The organism is Mycobacterium sp. WMMD1722, assembly GCF_049315205.1.
GTDB lineage: Bacteria > Actinomycetota > Actinomycetes > Mycobacteriales > Mycobacteriaceae > Mycobacterium.
Genome location: NZ_CP186056.1, coordinates 997,368 through 1,015,685, shown reverse-complemented (window position 1 = coordinate 1,015,685; position 18,318 = coordinate 997,368). Strand labels below are relative to the sequence as shown.

Annotated in this window: 19 protein-coding genes; 11 read left to right on the top strand and 8 right to left on the bottom strand. The window is 68.9% G+C overall.

What is annotated here, in order from left to right; genetic code table 11:
* Positions 1-36: 36 nt before the first annotated feature.
* The 3 genes from ACN27E_RS04675 (at position 37) to ACN27E_RS04665 (ending at position 3,893) form a co-directional block, all read left to right on the top strand.
* Positions 37-846 (top strand): carotenoid biosynthesis protein, encoded by an 810-nt coding sequence (locus tag ACN27E_RS04675; RefSeq protein WP_422746936.1) that lies wholly within the window; start codon positions 37-39, stop codon positions 844-846.
* Complete coding sequence (locus ACN27E_RS04670; protein WP_422746935.1) at positions 843-2,384, top strand: FAD-dependent oxidoreductase; 1,542 nt, start codon at positions 843-845, stop codon at positions 2,382-2,384. The genes ACN27E_RS04675 and ACN27E_RS04670 overlap by 4 nt, the downstream gene beginning before the upstream one ends.
* Before the next feature lie 84 nt (positions 2,385-2,468).
* On the top strand, positions 2,469-3,893 hold the full coding sequence (locus ACN27E_RS04665) for a sugar porter family MFS transporter (protein WP_422746933.1): 1,425 nt from the start codon (positions 2,469-2,471) through the stop codon (positions 3,891-3,893).
* A 10-nt stretch (positions 3,894-3,903) separates the two neighbouring features.
* On the opposite strand, the gene ACN27E_RS04660 is transcribed toward ACN27E_RS04665, so the two are convergent.
* The gene (locus ACN27E_RS04660; RefSeq protein WP_422746931.1) at positions 3,904-4,551 is read right to left on the bottom strand and encodes a L,D-transpeptidase family protein; all 648 of its coding nucleotides are present in this window, start codon (positions 4,549-4,551) and stop codon (positions 3,904-3,906) included.
* Positions 4,548-5,231 (bottom strand): MOSC domain-containing protein, encoded by a 684-nt coding sequence (locus ACN27E_RS04655; protein ID WP_422746929.1) that lies wholly within the window; start codon positions 5,229-5,231, stop codon positions 4,548-4,550. Before ACN27E_RS04655 ends, ACN27E_RS04660 begins: the two co-directional genes overlap by 4 nt.
* A 110-nt stretch (positions 5,232-5,341) precedes the next feature.
* Between ACN27E_RS04655 and ACN27E_RS04650 the strand changes: the two genes are divergently transcribed.
* The gene (locus tag ACN27E_RS04650; protein ID WP_422746927.1) at positions 5,342-6,664 is read left to right on the top strand and encodes a hypothetical protein; all 1,323 of its coding nucleotides are present in this window, start codon (positions 5,342-5,344) and stop codon (positions 6,662-6,664) included.
* A 54-nt stretch (positions 6,665-6,718) separates the two neighbouring features.
* Here ACN27E_RS04650 and ACN27E_RS04645 read toward each other — a convergent pair whose 3' ends face one another.
* Positions 6,719-7,828, bottom strand: a complete 1,110-nt coding sequence (locus ACN27E_RS04645; protein ID WP_422746925.1) for a spore photoproduct lyase family protein — start codon at positions 7,826-7,828, stop codon at positions 6,719-6,721.
* Positions 7,829-7,869: 41 nt separating this feature from the next.
* Here ACN27E_RS04645 and ACN27E_RS04640 point away from each other — a divergent pair, with 41 nt between their 5' ends.
* Together ACN27E_RS04640 and ACN27E_RS04635 are read left to right on the top strand one after the other, a co-directional pair.
* The gene (locus ACN27E_RS04640) at positions 7,870-9,456 is read left to right on the top strand and encodes a class I adenylate-forming enzyme family protein (RefSeq protein ID WP_422746923.1); all 1,587 of its coding nucleotides are present in this window, start codon (positions 7,870-7,872) and stop codon (positions 9,454-9,456) included.
* 61 nt (positions 9,457-9,517) lie between these two features.
* Positions 9,518-10,264, top strand: a complete 747-nt coding sequence (locus tag ACN27E_RS04635) for an SDR family NAD(P)-dependent oxidoreductase (protein WP_422746922.1) — start codon at positions 9,518-9,520, stop codon at positions 10,262-10,264.
* 1 nt (position 10,265) lies between these two features.
* Here ACN27E_RS04635 and ACN27E_RS04630 read toward each other — a convergent pair whose 3' ends face one another.
* Complete coding sequence (locus ACN27E_RS04630; protein WP_422746921.1) at positions 10,266-10,769, bottom strand: MarR family winged helix-turn-helix transcriptional regulator; 504 nt, start codon at positions 10,767-10,769, stop codon at positions 10,266-10,268.
* 42 nt (positions 10,770-10,811) lie between these two features.
* Between ACN27E_RS04630 and ACN27E_RS04625 the strand changes: the two genes are divergently transcribed.
* The gene (locus ACN27E_RS04625) at positions 10,812-11,585 is read left to right on the top strand and encodes an enoyl-CoA hydratase/isomerase family protein (RefSeq protein WP_422746919.1); all 774 of its coding nucleotides are present in this window, start codon (positions 10,812-10,814) and stop codon (positions 11,583-11,585) included.
* Between the two features lie 154 nt (positions 11,586-11,739).
* Here the strand turns inward: ACN27E_RS04625 and ACN27E_RS04620 are convergent, their stop codons facing one another.
* Together ACN27E_RS04620 and ACN27E_RS04615 are read right to left on the bottom strand one after the other, a co-directional pair.
* On the bottom strand, positions 11,740-12,687 hold the full coding sequence (locus tag ACN27E_RS04620) for a DUF808 domain-containing protein (protein ID WP_422746917.1): 948 nt from the start codon (positions 12,685-12,687) through the stop codon (positions 11,740-11,742).
* Positions 12,688-12,855: 168 nt separating this feature from the next.
* Positions 12,856-13,392: a hypothetical protein gene (locus ACN27E_RS04615; RefSeq protein WP_422746915.1), complete on the bottom strand. Its 537-nt coding sequence runs from the start codon at positions 13,390-13,392 to the stop codon at positions 12,856-12,858.
* On the opposite strand from ACN27E_RS04615, the gene ACN27E_RS04610 reads away from it, so the two are divergent.
* The gene (locus ACN27E_RS04610) at positions 13,358-14,749 is read left to right on the top strand and encodes a DUF4185 domain-containing protein (RefSeq protein WP_422746914.1); all 1,392 of its coding nucleotides are present in this window, start codon (positions 13,358-13,360) and stop codon (positions 14,747-14,749) included. The genes ACN27E_RS04615 and ACN27E_RS04610 overlap by 35 nt on opposite strands.
* A gap of 67 nt (positions 14,750-14,816) precedes the next feature.
* Here the strand turns inward: ACN27E_RS04610 and ripD are convergent, their stop codons facing one another.
* Positions 14,817-15,440 carry an NlpC/P60 family peptidoglycan-binding protein RipD gene (ripD, locus tag ACN27E_RS04605; RefSeq protein ID WP_422746912.1) on the bottom strand — a complete coding sequence of 208 codons (624 nt, stop codon included), beginning with the start codon at positions 15,438-15,440 and terminating at the stop codon, positions 14,817-14,819.
* A gap of 212 nt (positions 15,441-15,652) precedes the next feature.
* On the opposite strand from ripD, the gene ACN27E_RS04600 reads away from it, so the two are divergent.
* The 3 genes from ACN27E_RS04600 to ACN27E_RS04590 are packed head-to-tail and all read left to right on the top strand — an operon-like array spanning position 15,653 to position 17,501.
* Positions 15,653-15,892 carry a DUF6480 family protein gene (locus ACN27E_RS04600; RefSeq protein ID WP_422746911.1) on the top strand — a complete coding sequence of 80 codons (240 nt, stop codon included), beginning with the start codon at positions 15,653-15,655 and terminating at the stop codon, positions 15,890-15,892.
* 51 nt (positions 15,893-15,943) lie between these two features.
* Positions 15,944-17,044: a spore photoproduct lyase family protein gene (locus ACN27E_RS04595; protein WP_422746910.1), complete on the top strand. Its 1,101-nt coding sequence runs from the start codon at positions 15,944-15,946 to the stop codon at positions 17,042-17,044.
* Between the two features lie 7 nt (positions 17,045-17,051).
* Positions 17,052-17,501 (top strand): MOSC domain-containing protein, encoded by a 450-nt coding sequence (locus ACN27E_RS04590; RefSeq protein ID WP_422746908.1) that lies wholly within the window; start codon positions 17,052-17,054, stop codon positions 17,499-17,501.
* A 7-nt stretch (positions 17,502-17,508) separates the two neighbouring features.
* Here ACN27E_RS04590 and ACN27E_RS04585 read toward each other — a convergent pair whose 3' ends face one another.
* Positions 17,509-18,291 (bottom strand): hypothetical protein, encoded by a 783-nt coding sequence (locus tag ACN27E_RS04585; protein WP_422746907.1) that lies wholly within the window; start codon positions 18,289-18,291, stop codon positions 17,509-17,511.
* Positions 18,292-18,318: the final 27 nt, after the last annotated feature.

Here is an 18,318-nt window from a genome sequence, read left to right as displayed (position 1 = left end):
GTGCGGGCGCCGTCGTTCTGACCGCGGAGGTATCCCTTGGCGCTGGCCATGCCGGACGTGCGGGTGCGCACGGCGCCCATGGTGTGGGCGCTGGTTGCCGCGGCGATTCTCGTGCAGATCGCCTATCCGCTGATCCCCGAGGTCTGGCGGACCCAGGTGACGGTGACCAGTGTGGTGGTGTTCTTCCTGGCCTCGGTTGCCGATGCCGGCCGGGTGTACGGGGCGTTCGGCGCGGCGACCCTGATCGCGGTGGCCGGCGGCGGTGGTCTGCTGGCCGAGGCGGTGGGTGTGGCGACCGGGTGGCCGTTCGGTGCCTACGCCTACACCGGAACCCTCGGACCCGAGGTGCTGGGAGTGCCGGTCGTGGTGCCGATGGCGTGGGTGATGATGGCGTGGCCCTCGCTGGTTGTCGCGCGCACCCTCGCGTCGCGCACCCCCGCCGTGATCGCGGTGGGTGCGGCCGCGCTGACGGCCTGGGATGTCTTCCTCGACCCGCAGATGGTGTCGGCCGGGCACTGGACGTGGTTCCACCCCGAGCCGGGGTTGCCCCTGGTCAGCGGCATCCCCCTGACGAACTACGCCGGCTGGCTGCTGGTGTCGTCGCTGGTGATCGCCGCGCTGCACACCGTTCTGCGCCGGCGCCACGGCGACCACCCCGACGTTCCGTCGTGGCCGGCCGCGGCCCTGTATCTGTGGGTCTATCTCTCTTCGGTGATGGGCCATCTGGTGTTCTTCGGGCTGCCCGGATCCGCCGTGACCGGCGGCATCGTGATGGGCGCGATCGCGGCGCCGTTCGCGATCGTGCTGGCGCGCCACGCGCGAGCGGCCCGGGCCGGGCGGCGATGAGCGATCCGTTGACCAGCCGGGCCGCTCCACTGCGGATGCGTCCACGCCCGCTCGTGTCCGCCGACCCGCTGTTGCCCCGCGACGCTCCGGCCGGGTCCGAGGCGGTGGTGGTCGGCGGCGGGATCGCCGGCATCTCGGCGGCAGTGGTGCTGGCCGAACGCGGTGTGCGCGTCACGGTCCTGGAAGCCGCCCATCACCTCGGCGGCCGGCTCGGCGCCTGGCCCGAGGCCATGCCGGACGGCACCGAGCAGATCGTCGAACACGGATTTCACGCGTTCTTCCGCCACTACTACACCTGGCGGTCGATCCTGCGCCGCGCCGATCCGCAGCTGTCGTTCCTGGCCCCGGTGCCGAGCTATCCGGTGATCTCCCAGATCTGGCCGGACGAGGATCTGTCGGGTCTGCCCGCGGCGCCGCCGTTGAACCTGCTCACGCTTGCGCTGCGGTCCAAGAGCCTGGGCCGCCGTGACCTGATGAAGGCGGACCCGGCCACCGGGCATGCCCTGCTGGCGTACGACCGGGCCACCACCTACGCCGAGTACGACTACCTCGACGCGGCCACGTTCCTCGACCGCTTCGGGATGAGCGACCGCACCCGCAGCATGCTGTTCGAGGCATTCGCGCGCTCGTTCTTCTGCAATCAGGGCGAACTCTCGGCGGCCGAGCTCATCGCGATGTTCCACTACTACTTCCTCGGCAACCCCGAGGGCATCGGGTTCGACGTGCCCGACACCGACTACGCGACGGCAATCTGGCAGCCGCTGCAACGCCACCTCGAGCGGCACGGCGCCACGATCGCCACGGGAACGCCGGTGAGCGGCGTCGAGCCCGAAGGCCGGGGGTGGCGGGTGCGGACCGCACATGGGCAGTTCGACACCGCCAATGTGGTCCTCGCGGTGGATCCCGGTGCGCTGAGCAGACTGATGGCCGACTCGCCGGCCACCGCCGCGGCGGCTCCGCTACTCGCCAGGCGGTGCGAATCATTACGGGTGGCACCACCTTTCGCGGTCAGTCGGCTCTGGTTCGACCGTGACGTCGCACCGCATCGCGCGGCATTCAGCGCGGTCAGCGGGCAACCGAACCTCGATTCGATCGCCGTCTATTCGCGACTGGAGCGGCCCAGCGCCGAGTGGGCGCGGGCGACCGGCGGCTCGATCGTCGAACTGCACTCGTACTCCTGCCGGCTGGGTGACGTGTCCGAAGCGGCCGCGGCACTGCGGGCCGAGCTCGCCGCACTGTGGCCCGAGACCGCCGATGCGGCCATCTGGCACCGCCACGACCGGATGGAGGCCACCGCCCCCGCCTTTCCGCCCGGTTCGGCCGGGTCCCGGCCCGGGGTGCGCACCGATGCCCGGGGACTGCGCCTGGCGGGCGATTTCATCGAACTGCCCTATCTTTCGGGGCTGATGGAACGCTCTGCGATGTCGGGGGTGCTCGCCGCCAACGACGTCCTCGCCGAACTCGACGTGGCGGCCGAGCCGATCGTCGGGGTGCCGCAGCGCGGCCTGTTGGCCGGGCTGCCTCGACTGCCGAGGTGACGCGGCCACCACCGTCGGCGTTTCGCGTGATCTTCGTTCGGGTAGATGTCGTCATCCGTTGACACGACGAGGGAGACCCGGCCCATGACTTCTTCCGAGAGCGCCGCGACCGAATCCGCCAAGCGCCGGGAGAACACGCCGGGCCAGCTGACCGGTGCGGCCATCGTCGTCGCCCTGGTGTCGGCGGTATCGGGAATGCTCTACGGCTACGACACCGGCATCATCTCCGGGGCGCTGCTTCAGATCACCGAGGACTTCCACATCGCCGAGGGCTGGAAACAGGTGATCACGGCGAGCATCCTGCTCGGCGCGGTGATCGGAGCGCTCACCTGCAGCCACCTCTCGGAACGGCGGGGCCGCAAGGGAACCCTGGTGATGTTGGCCGTCGTCTTCGCCGTCGGATCGTTGTGGTGCGCCCTGGCGCCCAACCCGGTTCTGTTGTCGGTGGGCCGGCTCGTTCTGGGCTTCGCGGTGGGCGGGGCCACCCAGACCGCCCCGATGTACGTCGCCGAACTGGCGCCGCCCAAGTATCGCGGTCGGCTCGTGCTGTGTTTCCAGATCGCCATCGGCGTCGGAATCGTGATCGCCACCATCGTCGGTGCGTCCGAGTCGATTCCGTGGCGGTGGTCGATCGGCGCGGCCGCCGTCCCCGCCGCGATCATGCTCGTCCTGTTGCTTCGGCTGCCCGAAAGCCCGCGCTGGCTGCTCAAACAGGGCGAGCGCGACAAGGGACGGGCCGTACTGGAGCGGGTGCGGCCGCAGAATTACGACATCGACGGCGAGGTCCAGGAGATGGCCGACCTCGCCCGGGCCGAACGCAAGGCCAGCACTCGAGGGTGGTCCGGGCTGCGTGAGGCCTGGGTCCGGCCGGCCCTCGTCCTCGGTTGTGGCATAGCGATTTTCACCCAGCTCAGCGGTATCGAGATGATCATCTACTACTCTCCCACCATCCTGACCGACAACGGGTTCGACGAGTCGGTGGCCCTTCAGGTGTCCGTGGCACTCGGGGTCGCCTATCTGGTCGCTCAGCTGGTCGGTCTGACCATCATCGACCGGGTCGGCCGCCGCCGACTCACCCTCATCATGATCCCCGGCGCGGCGGTCAGCCTGTTCGTTCTCGGCACGTTGTTCGTCACCGGGAACAGCGGCCGGGATTCGGTGCCGTTCATCATCGCGTGCCTGGTGGTGTTCATGTTGTTCAACGCCGGCGGTCTGCAGCTGATGGGCTGGCTCACCGGATCGGAGACCTATCCGCTGGCGGTCCGGCCGGCGGGCACCGCCGCGCAGTCCGCGGCGCTGTGGGGCACCAACCTGCTGATCACCCTGACCCTGCTCACGCTGATCAGTGGGATCGGAGTCGGGCCGTCGATGTGGCTGTACGGGTTGTTCAACGTCGCCGCATGGATCTTCGTGTATCTACGGATGCCCGACCTCACCGGCCGCAGCCTCGAGGAGATCGAGGGCAAGCTGAGCGAGGGCCGGTTCAAGCCGTCAGACTTCGCCTCCTGAGCCCGTCCGTTCAGGCCGGAGCGCCGAGTCCCACCCCGATCTCGATCTGGGGATGCTGGGCGGGGTCGAGCCACTGCAGCACCGTCCGCATCTGGTCGCGGTCGATGGCCACACAGCCCCAGGTCGGATCGCCGTCGGTGACATGCAGAAAGATGCCCGCCGACCGACCGGGGATGCGCTGCGGATTGTGGGCGATGTTCACCGCGTAGTCGTAGATCGGCCCGGAGTCGTAGAGGTTCTCGGCGTCGCCGGACGGCTTGTCGACGCTGCGCACGTGGGTGTTGTAGGTCGGGGAGTCGACGTCCTCGTCCCACCAGTCCTCGTCGGTGGCCTGGAAGAACGGCATCCGGGTGCCGGGGTTCGGTTCACGGCCGAACGCCTGATCCAGGGGAAAACGACCGATCGGTGTGCGGAAGACGTCGTCCTGGGAGACACCGACACCGAGTTCGCCGAACGTCGCGGGCGTCGGTCCGATCACCGCCCGCCATTGCGTTCCCACGCGCTGGTATGCCGTGAGCGTGCCGGTCACCGAGTCCTCGGTCGGTGCGCTGGCGACGATCAGTTGAGCGCTCGAAACAGGTTGTGCCGCCGAGGGTGCGGCGAAGAGCACACCCGACAGCGCTGCGACGGTGAGAGCGAGGACCGCAGGCCGTTTCACGATGTTTGCCGGCTTCCGGCGGACCGGGCATCACGGCGTTGGGCCTTACGCCGGATGTCGGCCGGCAGGGTGTCGAGGTGGCGCAGCTGGGCGAGCAGCTCGGGTTCGCGCAGGATCGCTTTGAACACCGTCTGGACCGTGATGCCGTGGTCAGGGCGCTCGGCGACGACGATGGCATCGCCGGCACGCACCGTGCCCGCATTGATGATCCGCAGATACGCGCCGGGTTCGGCGATGTCGGTGAAGGTCCGGATCAGATCGGGCACGTCGAGCCACGCCGCGAAGGTTTTGCACGGGGTGCGCGGCGACGTCACCTCGAGCACCAGACCGTCGTCGCCGACCTGCCAGCGCTCACCGATCACGGCATGGGTCACGTCGATCCCCGAGGTGGTGAGGTTCTCACCGAAGTTCCCGTTGTCCAGTGTCCGGTCGAGTCGTGTCTGCCAGCGGTCGAGATCCTCGCGGGCGTAGGCGTACACCGCCTGGTCGTCACCACCGTGCAGCCGGCGATTTCCGATCGTGTCGGATTCCAGGCCGCTGCCCAGGCCTGCGGGCGACGGACCGGGCGCGCGAACAGCGACCGCGCCGTCCGTGGGCACCTTGACTATGCCGGTGGTGACAGACGGCTTCGCGGGATTCGGCCGGGGGCTGGCCACGTTCACCGTCAAGACGGAGGTCATGCGGTCAACCTTAAGTGCTCGCAAGGAAACACCAAGGATCCGCCGAGCGCGCGACCGCACTCTTTCCTCAGCCGGCGCCCCGCCGGGCGTCATCGAAAGAGGAGCCGCACATGACCTCCACCAGCAAGTTCTCGGCCGCTGTCCGCAGCGTCGTCGTCGCCGGCATCCTCGGCGCGGCCACCATCGGACTGGCCGGCACCGCCGAGGCCGCTGTCCTGGCACCGGCCCCCGCCGCGTTCTGCAGCCACCACACCGCCCTGATGGTCGGCGACTACGACGACGAGGGCGGCAGCGGCGGCGACGGCGGCGCCTACGCCGAGCAACCGGCCTACGAGGCGCCTGAGGTGCCGGCCGACAACTACGTCGCCGAGGAACCCGCACCCGCCGAAGAGCCGGCACCGGCGGAAGAGCCGGCACCGGAGCCCGCACCCGCCGAGGAGCCCGCGCGGGCACCCGCCGAAGACCCCGCACCCGCCGAGGAGCCCGCGCCCGCACCCGCCGAGGAGCCGGCACCGGCCGACGAGCCGGCGCCCGCCCCCGCTGAGGAGCCCGCGCCCGCACCCGCCGAAGAGCCGGCACCGGCCGACGAGCCGGCGCCCGCCCCCGCCGAAGACCCCGCACCCGCACCCGCCGACGAACCCGCACCCGCGCCCGCCGATGCACCGGCGCCCGCCGACGAGCCCGCGGCCGACGCGGCGGTCACCGAGGCCAGCCAGGCCGACGTGACCACCGCGCAGAGCTCGACCGTGCTCGACGCCAACGCCTCGACGGTGTCGTCGACCACCGTCGACGACCTACGCTCGGAGATCCTCACCGAGATGACCAGCACGACGTCGATCACCAGCACGTCGTGGAACCGTGAGATCACGCAGTGGAACACGTCGTGGATCTCCTACGACGAGTACTACCGTCCGGTGCTGATCAACCCGTACGCCACGCCGCTGCAGCTGTTCTACACCTATGGCGGCGCCACGCGGACCGTCACGGTGCGGCCGTTGTCGCGGGTGGTATTCGACGTGCCCACCGCCGGTGTCTACAACTTCACCGGGGTCCGCCGCTCCCCCTCCGGTGCGTTGACCAACGTCTCGGTCGGCAGCTTCACCGGCGGCGGGTTCGTCCCCGCGCCGGGACGCCCCGGCCCGGCCAAGCCCGTCACGCCGCCGTCGTCGAAGAACGTGCTGGTGCGTATGCAGTTCGCCAACGGCAGCTCGGTTCCGTTCCGGGTCCGCCAGCTCACCGACCTCGGTGACGACAACGCGGTACACGCTCGCCGGGTCCTCATCGACGGCGCCACCTCCGCATGGGGCCGCTGGACCCGGACCGCCAGCGGCGAAAGGGAATTCGACATCACCAAGACCCTTGCGCTACCGGGTCTGGCCGGACCGGGTCAGACGTCCCTGCCGGGCTACAAGGTGGTGGTCCAGAAGCGCTGACCGACGAATCCGCCTGCCGTGCGGTCGCCTCGAGCGACCGCACGGCTTTCGTCGTCAGAAGGCGTAGCGGATCCGGCAGTCGGGCAGGATCTCGCAGATCAGCCCGGTCAACTGCTCGACCCAACGGCCCTTCCACGGGCTCTTGTACCGGACGTTCCACTGGCCGCTCTGACTGCGCTTGAGCTGCTGCAGATCAGGTCGCCACAACAAATCCTCACCCTTGGGGTGCCAGCCCAGGTTGACGGCGTGCAGACCCTCGTTGTGGGTGAGAAAGATGATCTCGGCGGCCAATTGCCGGCGGGTCCGTTCGTTCGTGCCGTCGGCGATCTGCTCGAGCAGCTGCGCCCAGTCCGTCAGCCAGTTCTCGTGCACGATGACCGGGCTGAAGTTCAGATGCACCTCGTAGCCCGCGTCGACGAAGTCGTCGAGCGCCGCAATACGATCGGCCACCTTCGAGGTGCGGACGTCGACCACCCGCGAAGTCTCCTCCGGCATCAGGCTGAAGCGGATGCGGGTGCCGCCTCGCGGGTCATAGCCGAGCAGCTCGCGATTCACGAGTTTGGTGGCGAAGCTGGCCTTGGCGTTGGGAATTCGCGCGAAGAGCTCGATCAGATCGCGCACGTTGTCGCACACCATCGCGTCGACCGAACAGTCGCTGTTCTCGCCGATGTCGTACACCCAGTCGACCGGGTCGCACTGGTTGGGCTCGGGTTTGACACCCTGCCGGGCGGCGTGGCGCTCGAGGTAGCCGGTGATCTTCTCGATGTTGGTGAACACCGTGATCGGATTCGCATAACCCTTGCGACGGGGGACGTAACAGTAGGAGCAGGCCATCGCGCAGCCGTTGGCCGTCGACGGCGCGATCCAGTCGCTCGAGCGCTCGTTGCGACGGGCCGACAGACTCTTCTTCTCCCCCAGCACGAGTACCTCGCGCTTGTTGCGCACCCAGTCCCCCACGTTCCCCTCGTTGCCGTAGAGACCCGGAATGGCTTGATGCGACAACACTTCGATGCGTTCCGCGGCGGGAAATCGGTCGAAGACCTGCACGGCACGCGGGAACCGCTCGATGCTGGGCTCGTGATAGATGCGTTTGACGTCGAGCAACCGATCGGCCAGATCCATCGGCGTGCGGCGAGCGGACTCGGCTGTCTCGGATGTGGACATCACCGAGCACAACGAGCGAAAGCGACACGGGGTTCCGACTGATGCGCGTCGGCTGCGCCCCGATCCGACAAGATCGGGTGGTGACAGACCAACGGCCCACCATTCCGGCGTTGCTGGCGCGCAGCGCGCGCGATTTCGGCGCGCACGCCTACCTCATCACCCCGTCCGATCGGGTCAGCTACGCCGAGGCCCGGCAGCGGTCCGGGGAACTCGCGCGCCGGCTGTTGCGTCGCGGGATCGGCAAGGGCACCCGGGTGGGGCTGTTGTTCGCCAACGATGTCGAGTGGGTGCTCTGGTGGCTGGCACTGTCACGGATCGGGGCCGTCGTCGTCCCGCTGAGCACGTTGTACCGACCGGCGGAGATCGGCAAGGTATTGCGACTGGCGGACGCCGCAATGCTGATTGCGCCGTCGAAGCTGCTCGGAAACGACATCGCCGACGGTGTCGAGGCCGCACTGCCGAAACTGGCCGGCCAACGGGCCGGGGACATCGCCCTCACCGGGGCGCCCTATCTTCGCGAGATCCTGATCACGGACGGCTCGGACCGGTCGTGGGCGAGCCCGCTGCCAGCTGCCCATGTCGCGGCCGAGGTGCTCGCAGCTGCAGAGCGCGAGGTGTCGGCCGCGGATCCGGCGGTGATGATCCACACGTCCGGATCCACCGCTGATCCCAAAGGGGTGTTGCACACCCACGGCACGCTGGTCCGGCAGACCTCGGGCTGGCCTGACGCGGTTCGCGCAATCACCGGATCGGGTGACGAGGCCAGGGTGCTGTGCGCCATGCCGTTCTTCTGGGTGGGTGGTCTGCTCGCGGTCACCGGGGCGTTACATGCTGCGACCGCCGTGGTCACGATGCCCCGGTTCGACGCCGGAACGGCACTCGATCTGGTGGAACGCGAGCGGGTGACGGGGATCATCGGCTGGCCCAGCTTCACCCAGCAGCTGCGTGAACACCCGAGTTTCGCCACCCGCGATCTGTCCAGCGCGCCGATGCTGCGCGACGGTCCCCTGGACATCGCCATGACCGACGTGCCCGACGGATATCCGGTGCACCGCACCATGACCGAGACTGCGGGCGGCTTTGCATTCACCGATCTGGCCATCGTCGACGAGACCGGCGCCCCGGTGCCCGAGGGAACCGTCGGCGAGCTCCTGGTCCGCGGCATCGGTGTGATGGCGGGCTACAACAAGCGCGAGCGCTGGGACACCTTCGACGCCGACGGCTGGTTTCACACGGGGGACCGCGTGTATCGCCGCGAAGGTGACCCCCGGCTGTTCTACGTCGGGCGGAGCACCGACCTCATCAAGGTCGCCGGTGCGAACGTCTCGCCGCTGGAAGTCGAGGCGGTGATCGATGAACTTCCCGCGGTGGCGCAGTGTGTGGTGGTCGGTCTGGATCACCCGCAGCGGGGCGAGCAGGTGTGCGCGGTGGTGGTCCCGCAGGGGCCCCGCGAGAGCGTCGACATCGCCGTTCTGACCGCCGCCGCACGCGACCGGCTGTCGGCCTACAAGATCCCAACTCAGTGGGTGGTGACCACCAGCGACCGGATACCGACCCTGCCGAGCGGCAAATTGGACCGTCGCGCGCTTCGGTCGTCGATCGCCACCGGAGAACTCATCCGGGAATAGGTGACATGTCACGCACGTTGGACCGGCTGTCGCAGAACAAAACCGACCCAGGAGATCCGACATGCCACAACTCACCGACAAAACAGCCCTGGTCACCGGCGGCACGTCGGGGATCGGACTGGCCACCGCGCAGCGCCTGGCGGCCGAGGGCGCTCACGTCATCGTGACCGGACGCGACCAGGCCAAGGTCGACGCCGCCGTGACCTCCATCGGAGCGTCGGCAACCGGCGTCCGCGGCGACGTGGGGCGACCCGACGATCTCGACGCAGTCGTCTCCGCCATCGAGGCGCGGGGGCGCGGACTCGACATCGTGTTCGCCAACGCCGGCGGTGGCGAATTCGCCGCGCTCGAGGACATCACCCCCGGACATCTGCAGGACACCTTCGCCACCAACGTGTTCGGCACCGTGTACACGGTCCAGAAGGTCCTGCCCCTGCTCAACGAGGGCGCCTCGATCGTGCTGACCGGTTCGACCGCCGCGCACAACGGCACCCCGTCCTTCAGCGCCTACGCCGCGTCGAAGGCCGCAATCCGGTCCTTCAGCCGCACCTGGGCGGCCGAACTGGCCGGACGCGGAATCCGCGTCAACACCGTCACACCGGGACCCATCGAAACGCCGGGACTGAAGGGACTCGCACCCAGCGGAGGGGAAGCCGCCCTGCTCGAGGAGTTGAGCGCCGACGTGACGCTGGGCCGCCTCGGCCGCCCCGAGGAGATCGCCGCCGCGGTGGTGTTCCTGGGCTCCGACCAGAGCAGTTTCGTCACCGGAACCGAACTCTTCGTCGACGGCGGCGAGGTGCAGGTATGAGTCAGGGCGCGTGCCGCGGCCGGTCCTCGTCGATCTCCGGCCGCGGCAACGTCCCCCGTCGCAGCACAGACTCGTAGACCTCGGTGAGGAGGTCGGCGAGGTCGCGCTCCTGAGCCCGGCTCAGATCGGAAAACACCAGCGTCTTGACCCATTCCGCATGCGACGGTGCGGCCGCGGTGAACGCATTCCAGCCGCCGTCGGTGAGCACGGCGTCGGTCGCGCGGCCGTCGCTGGCAGACGGGCGGCGCTCGACCAGTCCGCGGCGGGCCATCCGTTGCAGGTGGTGGGACAGCCGGCTGCGTTCCCACCCGATGGTGGTGGCCAGGACGTTGAGCTGCGCACGGCCGCTCGCGGCATTGGTCAGCGCATTGAGCACGGTGAAGTCACTGAGTGACAGGCCGTGATCTGCCTGCAGCTGCCGATTCATCTCGTACTCGAGTCGGTGGTAGACGCGCATATAGGCCAACCACGCACGGCGCTGCGACGCATCGAGTTTGGTTGACATGTCACCAGCCTAGGTGCCCGCACGGGAATTAGGGTGCGACCCATGAGCCTCGTGACCTATGAGCAACAGGACCACATCGCCACGATCACGCTGAACCGGCCCGAGGCGCGCAATGCGATCAACGGGCCACTGCGCCGCGAGCTCAACGCGGCCTGGGACCGGTTCCGCGACGACGAGGACGCCTGGGTAGGCATCCTGACCGCCAACGGCGACGTGTTCTGCGCGGGCGGCGACCTGAAGGACGGTGAGGGCGCGGTCGGCACGTTCGGCGGCACATTCTGGGAGAAACCGACCATCAACTCGTTCGAATCCGGTATGGAGCTGTTCAAACCCGTGATCGCCGCGGTGCACGGCCCCTGCATCGGCTACGGGCTGACCGGAGTGTTGTTCTGCGACTTCGTCATCGCCACCACCGCGACCACGTTCTCCTATCCCGAGGTCGCGATCGGCGTCCCGACGATCGTCGGGGCGATCCGGCTCCCCCAGCGCGTCGGCTGGGCCAACGCCATGGAACTCCTGCTGACCGGCAAGCCGATCAGCGCAGAACGCGCCAAGGAGATCGGGCTGGTGTGGCGACTGGTCGAGCCGGAGGACCTGATGGCCGAGGCGACGTCCTGGGCCCGCACCCTCACCGCGGCCGCACCGCTGGCGCAGCGCGCCACCAAGGAGGTCGCGTGGCGGACCGCCGACATGGGCTGGATCGAATCGGTGCGGTTCGGCGAGACCATGCGCAAGGTCGCCGGCGCGACCGATGACGCCGCCGAAGGTCCGCGGGCCTGGTTGGAGAAACGCCCGCCCCGGTGGACCGGCCGTTGACTACCGGTCACCTTCGTCTGCGGGTGACTCCGGTGCGGCACCGCCGTCCTCGGGTTGCATCTCGGCTGATCCGTCGTCCTCTGAGGCGTCCACATGGGGTTCGGTCACCGAGATCCTCTACCCCGCGCGCCGGGGGCCGAATCACACCGGGCACTCACCCGTGGGCGTCGTCTTTGCGGTGAGCGAACGGCAGCACGCTGACGACGGCGACCACGATCGCGCCGACCACGAGTCCAATGACGGCCGAGGCCCCGGTGTTGACCAGCCATGCCAGTACGGCACCCACTCCGGCCACCGCGTGATGGACGGCCTCCTCGAGGTGGTGGACGACTCCGTAGGGCGCATGCCAGCCGAGTTCATCGGTGCCCACCAGCAGAATGTGGCCGCCGACCCACAGCATCGCCACGGTGCCGATCACCGTGAGGGCGGCGAGCAGCTTGGGCATTCCCGCCACCAGGCCACGCCCGACCTTGCGGGCGAACCCGGACCTGCGGCGTGCGAGATTCAGGCCGATGTCGTCCATTTTGACGATGGCCGCGACCACGCCGTACACCCCGGCCGTGATCACCAACGCCACGACCACCAAGATGATCAGCCGCGGCAGGAACGCCTGATCCGCCACCTCGTTGAGGGCGATCACCATGATCTCGGCGGAGAGGATGAAGTCGGTGCGGATGGCACCGGCCGCCATCTTCTTCTCGGCGTCTTCGCCCGCCACCACCGCGGGTACCGCCTTGTGGTGGTGTCCGCGAATCCGGCCCCACACCTTCTCCGCGCCCTCGTAACAGAGGTAGGTCGCGCCGAGCATGAGGATCGGGGTCAGCAGCCACGGCACGAACTGGCTCAGCAGGAGCGCCGCGGGCAGGATGAACAGGAGCTTGTTGCGCAGCGACCCGATCGCGATCCGCTTGATGATCGGCAATTCGCGGTCGGCGGTGATCCCGGTGACGTACTGAGGGGTCACGGCGGTGTCGTCGACGACCACCCCGGCCGCTTTGGCGGTCGCGCGGCCAGCCGCCGCGCCGATGTCGTCGACCGATGCCGCGGCCATCCGTGCCAGCACGGCGATGTCGTCGAGGAGTCCGAACAGTCCGGCGCTCATGCGGCGAAGGGTACCCGCAGACAATTCACAGCAAAATGCTGAGATTTTCTGAGAAATGCCGGGTGTTACGCCGAATGATCATGGGACTCGGTGCGATGATGCGTATCCCGACTACGGGGACCATCGACGGAGGGGCGGGAAGATGAAGCCGAGACTCAGCGCGGCTTGTTACGTGGGCCGGATCGGCGGATTGGCCGTCGCCCTGGGCATCGGAGCCGCGGTATCGCTCGGACACGGTGTCGCGTCGGCCGAACCCTCGAGCTCGGGGGTGTCGTCGGGGTCCTCCTCGTCATCGAGCTCGTCGTCGAGCAGCGCCCGGTCGTCCGGTGGCGTATCGGCCGGTCCGTCGAGCACCCCGAAGAGCTCGGGCACCGCAAAGAGTTCGGGCACAGCCGATCGCTCCGCGACGCGGTCGTCGCGCACGACGGAGGCGGCCGACGACACCTCATCGTCGATCAACCGGTCACGTGGCATGAGCCGTGCCGAGACCCGGGCCGACAACGCCGAGAGGTCCGCCGCCCGGTCGGCCGACCCGGTCACGGCGAGCAGCCGGACGAGCGCGCCGACCGAACCGTCGGCCGGCGCTGCGCCCCCGGGCAGCGCGAAGGTCGCCACCTCCGCGCTGTCGGCGGCGGTGCCCGCACCGCGGGCCGGCGGCGACGGGGCTCCGGTGGCACCGGCACCGGACCCGGCGCTGCTCGCCATGGCGGCGACCGCGCGCCGAGAGACCGCCCGCGAGATGACGTCCACGGCGGAGTCGACCGCGCTGGCACAGTCCACGACGCTGGCCGCCGCGGCCACGACAACGACGACGGCTGCGACGCGGCCGTCGGCCCTGGCGTCGACGCCGCTGGGCTGGGTGACCGGTGTCTCGAATCAAGGTGTCCTGGGTGGTTACGAGGTGCCCCAGACCAATGACACCTCGAGCTTCAACATCTACGGCACCGACCTGGGCATCATGTGGGACGGCGGCACCATCGACGGCGAGCGGTTCGTCCACCTCGCGTTCGGCGATACCTTCAGCGGGCCGCGAATGACCGGAGACTGGCGCAACAACGTGTTGCTGATCAGCTTTGACACCGACTTCTACACCGGTGAGCAGCCCGGCTTGGAACTCGCGCAGACCGGCCCCGCGTATCAGTTCATCGACCGATCGACCACGCAGCTGGGCTTCCTGTTCCCCACCGAGGTGACCGTCATCCCCACTGCGGGCACCCAGATCAACGGCACGCAGTACGTCAACTACATGTCCGTCCGGTCGTGGGACACACCGGGGCGCTGGACCACCAATTACTCGGCGATCTCGCAGTTCTACCCGGGAGCCAACGGCGGTGACTGGCGGGTCGTGCCGTCGACGATCCGCTCGGCCGGCTGGTTCCGGTCCTCCACGCCCTACGTGGCCGGCAACCAGAATTTCCAGCAGTTCGCCTATGTGCTGCAGCCGGAGGACCAGGTCGGCGAGAACGGCGTGCGGTATTTGTACGCCTTCGGCACCCCCTCTGGCCGGGCCGGATCGGCCTATCTGTCCCGGGTACCCGAAGGCGCCATCACCGACCTGTCCCGGTACGAGTATTGGGACGGCAACTCATGGGTCCTCGGCCGGCCGGCCGCGGCGGTCCCGGTGATCGGCGATTCGACCCGATCGGCCGGGCCCCTGGGATTCATCGTCGACTTCGCCAACGACCCGAACGTCTTCGGCGGCTACCTGGCCGGTCTGTTCGGCGCGAAGACCGGCGGCAACGTCAGCGAGATGTCGGTGCAGTACAACGAATATCTCGACCAGTACGTCGTGCTCTACGCCGACGGCAACAACGACATCCAGATGCGGACAGCCAATCAGCCGCAGGGGCCGTGGTCCGCACCGATCACGATCGCGCGCTCGGCGAACTACCCGGGGCTCTACGCCCCGATGATCCATCCCTGGTCGGGGACCGGACTGTTGACCGGGCAGGACGGGGAGCCCGACGTCAGCACCCTCTACTGGAACATGTCGATCTGGGGCGACTACAACGTCGTGCTCATGGAGACCGACCTGTCTCCGCTCACCGTCGAACAGGTCTGAGGACCGCCGAACGGCATCAGGGCCGTCACCCACGCGGGATGACGGCCCTGATGCCGGAACCGGGAACTCAGTCGATGTAGCGGGCCAGATACGGCGTCATGTCTTTGGTGCGCACGGGCGTCACCTGGACCGAATCGCCGACCTCGATCATCTGACCGTTGCCGATGAACATCGCCACGCTCTGGCTGCCGTTGGGCCCGTAGAAGAGCAGGTCCCCAGGCAGCGCCTGCGACGGCAGCACCTTGCGTCCGGCGAGGTACTGCTCGCCCGACGTGCGGGGCAGCTTGAGTCCCACACCGGCGAAGGCATAGACCATCAGGCCCGAGGCGTCGAACCCCACCACCTTGGGCGCGGGTGCGGGCACGGGCGCCGGGGCCGGCAACACCGGAACCGCCGTCAGACCGGGCAGTGCGGCGGGCGGGACTGCGCCGGGGCCACCGACCGCGGGGATCGAGCCCGGCACCGTGGCCGCGGACTGATTCACCGTGGCTGTGCTCCCGCTGCCCAAGGACGGGCCGGCCACGGTCCCCCCGCCGTAGGCGAACGGCACGCCACGCTGGGACAGCGCCCGCGCGATCACCAGGTCGACCGCCTGCTGATTGCGAGCGGGAAACATCAGTTCGGCGTTGGCCACCCCTGCGGTCGCCAACGACATGGCCAGACAAACGACGAACGCGAAGATCCGTCTCATCCCAACTCACCTCTTCATATGCATGCAGATGTCGACCGGGGAGAACCGGTCAAGATCACTTCTACCGCCTGCCTGCGATCGGAGACGAATCCACAAGCGCCGCAGGGCGAAAAGATGCGTGAGTGAGATGTAACGGTGACCGGAAGTGGGCGAACGCGGCGCCGCACGTGTGAGATGCCCGCCGCGGGGTACCACCAACCACCATGACAGGTATGCCGCCGCAACCCGAGCCCGAGGAAGTTCCAGGTCTGGAACCGGGCGGCGGCGTGACGCCGGGCGACACACCGCCCGACGCGGGTTCGACCGCCGTGGGCGAAGAACCCGGTCCGGTGCCGGCCCGCAGGATGACGACCGGCTCGGTCCTGTCGATCATCCTGGTCGCGATCTTCGCGATCGCGTTCATCGCCGTCGCGGTCGGCATGGTGCTGCACATGACCGGCGTCACGGGCTGATCGCCACCGCGCCAGGAATCGCGTCGTCGCACCTATCGTTGAAAACCGCACATGACCACGATCGCGCCTTCGGCAGCCACCTCGCCCACCCTGTGGACCCCGGCCCGGGTGCTGGTGACCCGCTCGGCGGCCGAACTTCCCCATGGTGCGCAGATCATCGCGCGGTGTGAGGCCGCCGGTGTCGACGAGCTGACGGTGCTCTCCGGCGACCGCCTGCCCGCAGTGACCGCGGACAACGACCGCGCCGCCTACACCCTGGCCAAGCGCACCCTCGCGGTCGTCGTCGCACCGCCCAGCAAGCGCCGCCTGCAGCCGATCCCGCCCAGCGCGGACTGGCGCATCGACCTCGCGCAGGGCTGCCCGGGCCACTGCCAGTACTGCTACCTGGCGGGCTCGCTGTCCGGGCCCCCGATCACCAGGGTGTATGCCAACCTGCCGGATATTCTCGCCGAGATGGACGCCCACGTCGGTAAGGGCACGATCACCTCGACGTCAGCGCAGCGACGCGGCGAGGGGACGACGTTCGAAGCGTCCTGCTACACCGACCCGCTGGCCCTCGAGCACCTCACCGGGTCACTGTCGGCGACCATCCGCCACGTCGGCACCCACGACTGGGCGGCGCCGGTCGGCCTGCGCTTCACCACGAAATACGACAACGTGGCGCCGCTGTTGGAGCTGCCGCACGCCGGACGCACCCGGGTGCGGCTGTCGGTCAACACCGGCGAAGTGGCCCGGCGGTTCGAGGGCGGCACCGCCCGCCTGGCGCAGCGGATCGCCGCCCTGCGGTCACTGGCGGCGGCGGGCTACCGCATCGGTCTGACCATCGCCCCGATCATGCCGATCCCCGGCTGGCGGGAGGGCTACGGCGCGCTGCTGCGGCAGGTGTCCGATGCCGTGGCCGACGTCGCGGACGTCGACCTCACCGTCGAGTGCATCACCCATCGGTTCACCGCCACCAGCAAGGACGTCCTGCTCGGCTGGTATCCACAGACCAAGCTCGACATGGACGAGGCCGGCCGTACCCGCAAGTTCGGCAAATACGGTGCGGCCAAATACGTCTACCCCAGGGACACGATGAGCGATATGCGGGCCTGGTTCGACGCCGAGATCGCCGACGCGTTGCCCGCCGCGCGGACGCTGTACTGGACGTGATGCGCCAGTGAAGGTGCTGGCCATCCATGTCGCCAAGGGCCGGCGACTGCCGGTGCGTCCGGTCCACACCGTCATCGCCGAGGCGGGCGCCGGCCTGGTCGGTGACCGCTACCACGGCACCCGGCACCGCCATGTGTCGATCCAGTCCCTGGAGTTCCTGCAGCGGGCCGCAGCCGATCTGGGCCATGACTTCGATCCGGGCGCGACCCGACGCAACATCACCGTCGACGCCGGGGAGATCCCGACCAAGCCGGGGACCCGCATCACGATCGGCGACGTCGAACTGGAGGTGGTGCGGCTGCTGGCGCCGTGCCGCCTGCTCGACGACGACATGGGCCCGGGCGCAGCAGCCGCCATGCGTGGCCGCGGCGGGTCGGCGTGCCGGATTCTGACCTCGGGCACCATCCGCACCGGCGACGAGGTGACCATCGTGCCGGTTCCGGTGCAGCCCGGCTGACTCGCGGCTAGCGGCGCCGCTCACGCACCTTGTAGGTGGCCGGCCAGGACTGCCGGTCCTCGTCGCCGACCAGCGGGGTGCCCTTGCCGCCGACCTTGACGTTGTAGGCCTCCTGGCCGGCGCCGACCTCGCGATTGGCGTGCTCCTGGGCCAGGTAGTACAGCTCGTCGATGGCCGCCTCGCTGTAGGCGACGAACGTCGTCTTGCGCTCGATGTCCCCCGCTTCGGCCACCATGCGCTCGGGCAGCACCCGGGAGGCCAGCGCCGCCAGAGCCAGCAGCACGCCGGGCACAATCCAATAGCAGACGACCGACAGCGGTGACTTCGTGTCGAGGATGGTGGCGTCGCCCTGCAGGACCGGGGGGATCGCCGACGAGAGCGTCATCAACCCGAACGCCGCCACCCAGATCCACGTCAAGCGGATGGTGATGGTCTCGAAGAGGTCGGTGGCGACGAGTTCCTTGGGCTGACCCGCCGCGGCGAATTCCCGCACGAAGGGCCGGCCGGCCAGCAGGCCGAGGAGAGCGACGAGGAAAATCCCGGCGGTGCTCAGCGGTTGCAGCCAGCGCTCCAGGAAGCCCTGATCGGCCACCAGGGTGACCCCCGTCAGCAGGGCGAACGTGGCCACTGCACCGATCTCGAGCGTCCGCCCCGGGGTGTGGCGCCCCACGCCGACGGCCAAGCCGGCCACCGCGACAGCCAGCGCGACCGCCACCGCGGCCAGGAACGGCACGTTGCCGACCAGGATCCAGTAAACGATCCACGGCGCGAATCCGATCACAATCCCCACGTGCCGAAGTCTAGGGGTGCCCTGCGG

Excerpts from the sequence above, each read along its gene's own strand:
- ACN27E_RS04670 (WP_422746935.1), top strand. The coding sequence starts at position 843 with ATGAGCGATCCGTTGACCAGCCGGGCCGCTCCACTGCGGATGCGTCCA.
- ACN27E_RS04665 (WP_422746933.1), top strand. The coding sequence starts at position 2,469 with ATGACTTCTTCCGAGAGCGCCGCGACCGAATCCGCCAAGCGCCGGGAG.
- ACN27E_RS04655 (WP_422746929.1), bottom strand. The coding sequence starts at position 5,231 with ATGACCTCCGTCTTGACGGTGAACGTGGCCAGCCCCCGGCCGAATCCC.
- ACN27E_RS04650 (WP_422746927.1), top strand. The coding sequence starts at position 5,342 with ATGACCTCCACCAGCAAGTTCTCGGCCGCTGTCCGCAGCGTCGTCGTC.
- ACN27E_RS04645 (WP_422746925.1), bottom strand. The coding sequence starts at position 7,828 with ATGTCCACATCCGAGACAGCCGAGTCCGCTCGCCGCACGCCGATGGAT.
- ACN27E_RS04640 (WP_422746923.1), top strand. The coding sequence starts at position 7,870 with ATGCGCGTCGGCTGCGCCCCGATCCGACAAGATCGGGTGGTGACAGAC.
- ACN27E_RS04635 (WP_422746922.1), top strand. The coding sequence starts at position 9,518 with ATGCCACAACTCACCGACAAAACAGCCCTGGTCACCGGCGGCACGTCG.
- ACN27E_RS04630 (WP_422746921.1), bottom strand. The coding sequence starts at position 10,769 with ATGTCAACCAAACTCGATGCGTCGCAGCGCCGTGCGTGGTTGGCCTAT.
- ACN27E_RS04625 (WP_422746919.1), top strand. The coding sequence starts at position 10,812 with ATGAGCCTCGTGACCTATGAGCAACAGGACCACATCGCCACGATCACG.
- ACN27E_RS04620 (WP_422746917.1), bottom strand. The coding sequence starts at position 12,687 with ATGAGCGCCGGACTGTTCGGACTCCTCGACGACATCGCCGTGCTGGCA.
- ACN27E_RS04615 (WP_422746915.1), bottom strand. The coding sequence starts at position 13,392 with ATGGCGAGCAGCGCCGGGTCCGGTGCCGGTGCCACCGGAGCCCCGTCG.
- ripD (WP_422746912.1), bottom strand. The coding sequence starts at position 15,440 with ATGAGACGGATCTTCGCGTTCGTCGTTTGTCTGGCCATGTCGTTGGCG.
- ACN27E_RS04600 (WP_422746911.1), top strand. The coding sequence starts at position 15,653 with ATGCCGCCGCAACCCGAGCCCGAGGAAGTTCCAGGTCTGGAACCGGGC.
- ACN27E_RS04595 (WP_422746910.1), top strand. The coding sequence starts at position 15,944 with ATGACCACGATCGCGCCTTCGGCAGCCACCTCGCCCACCCTGTGGACC.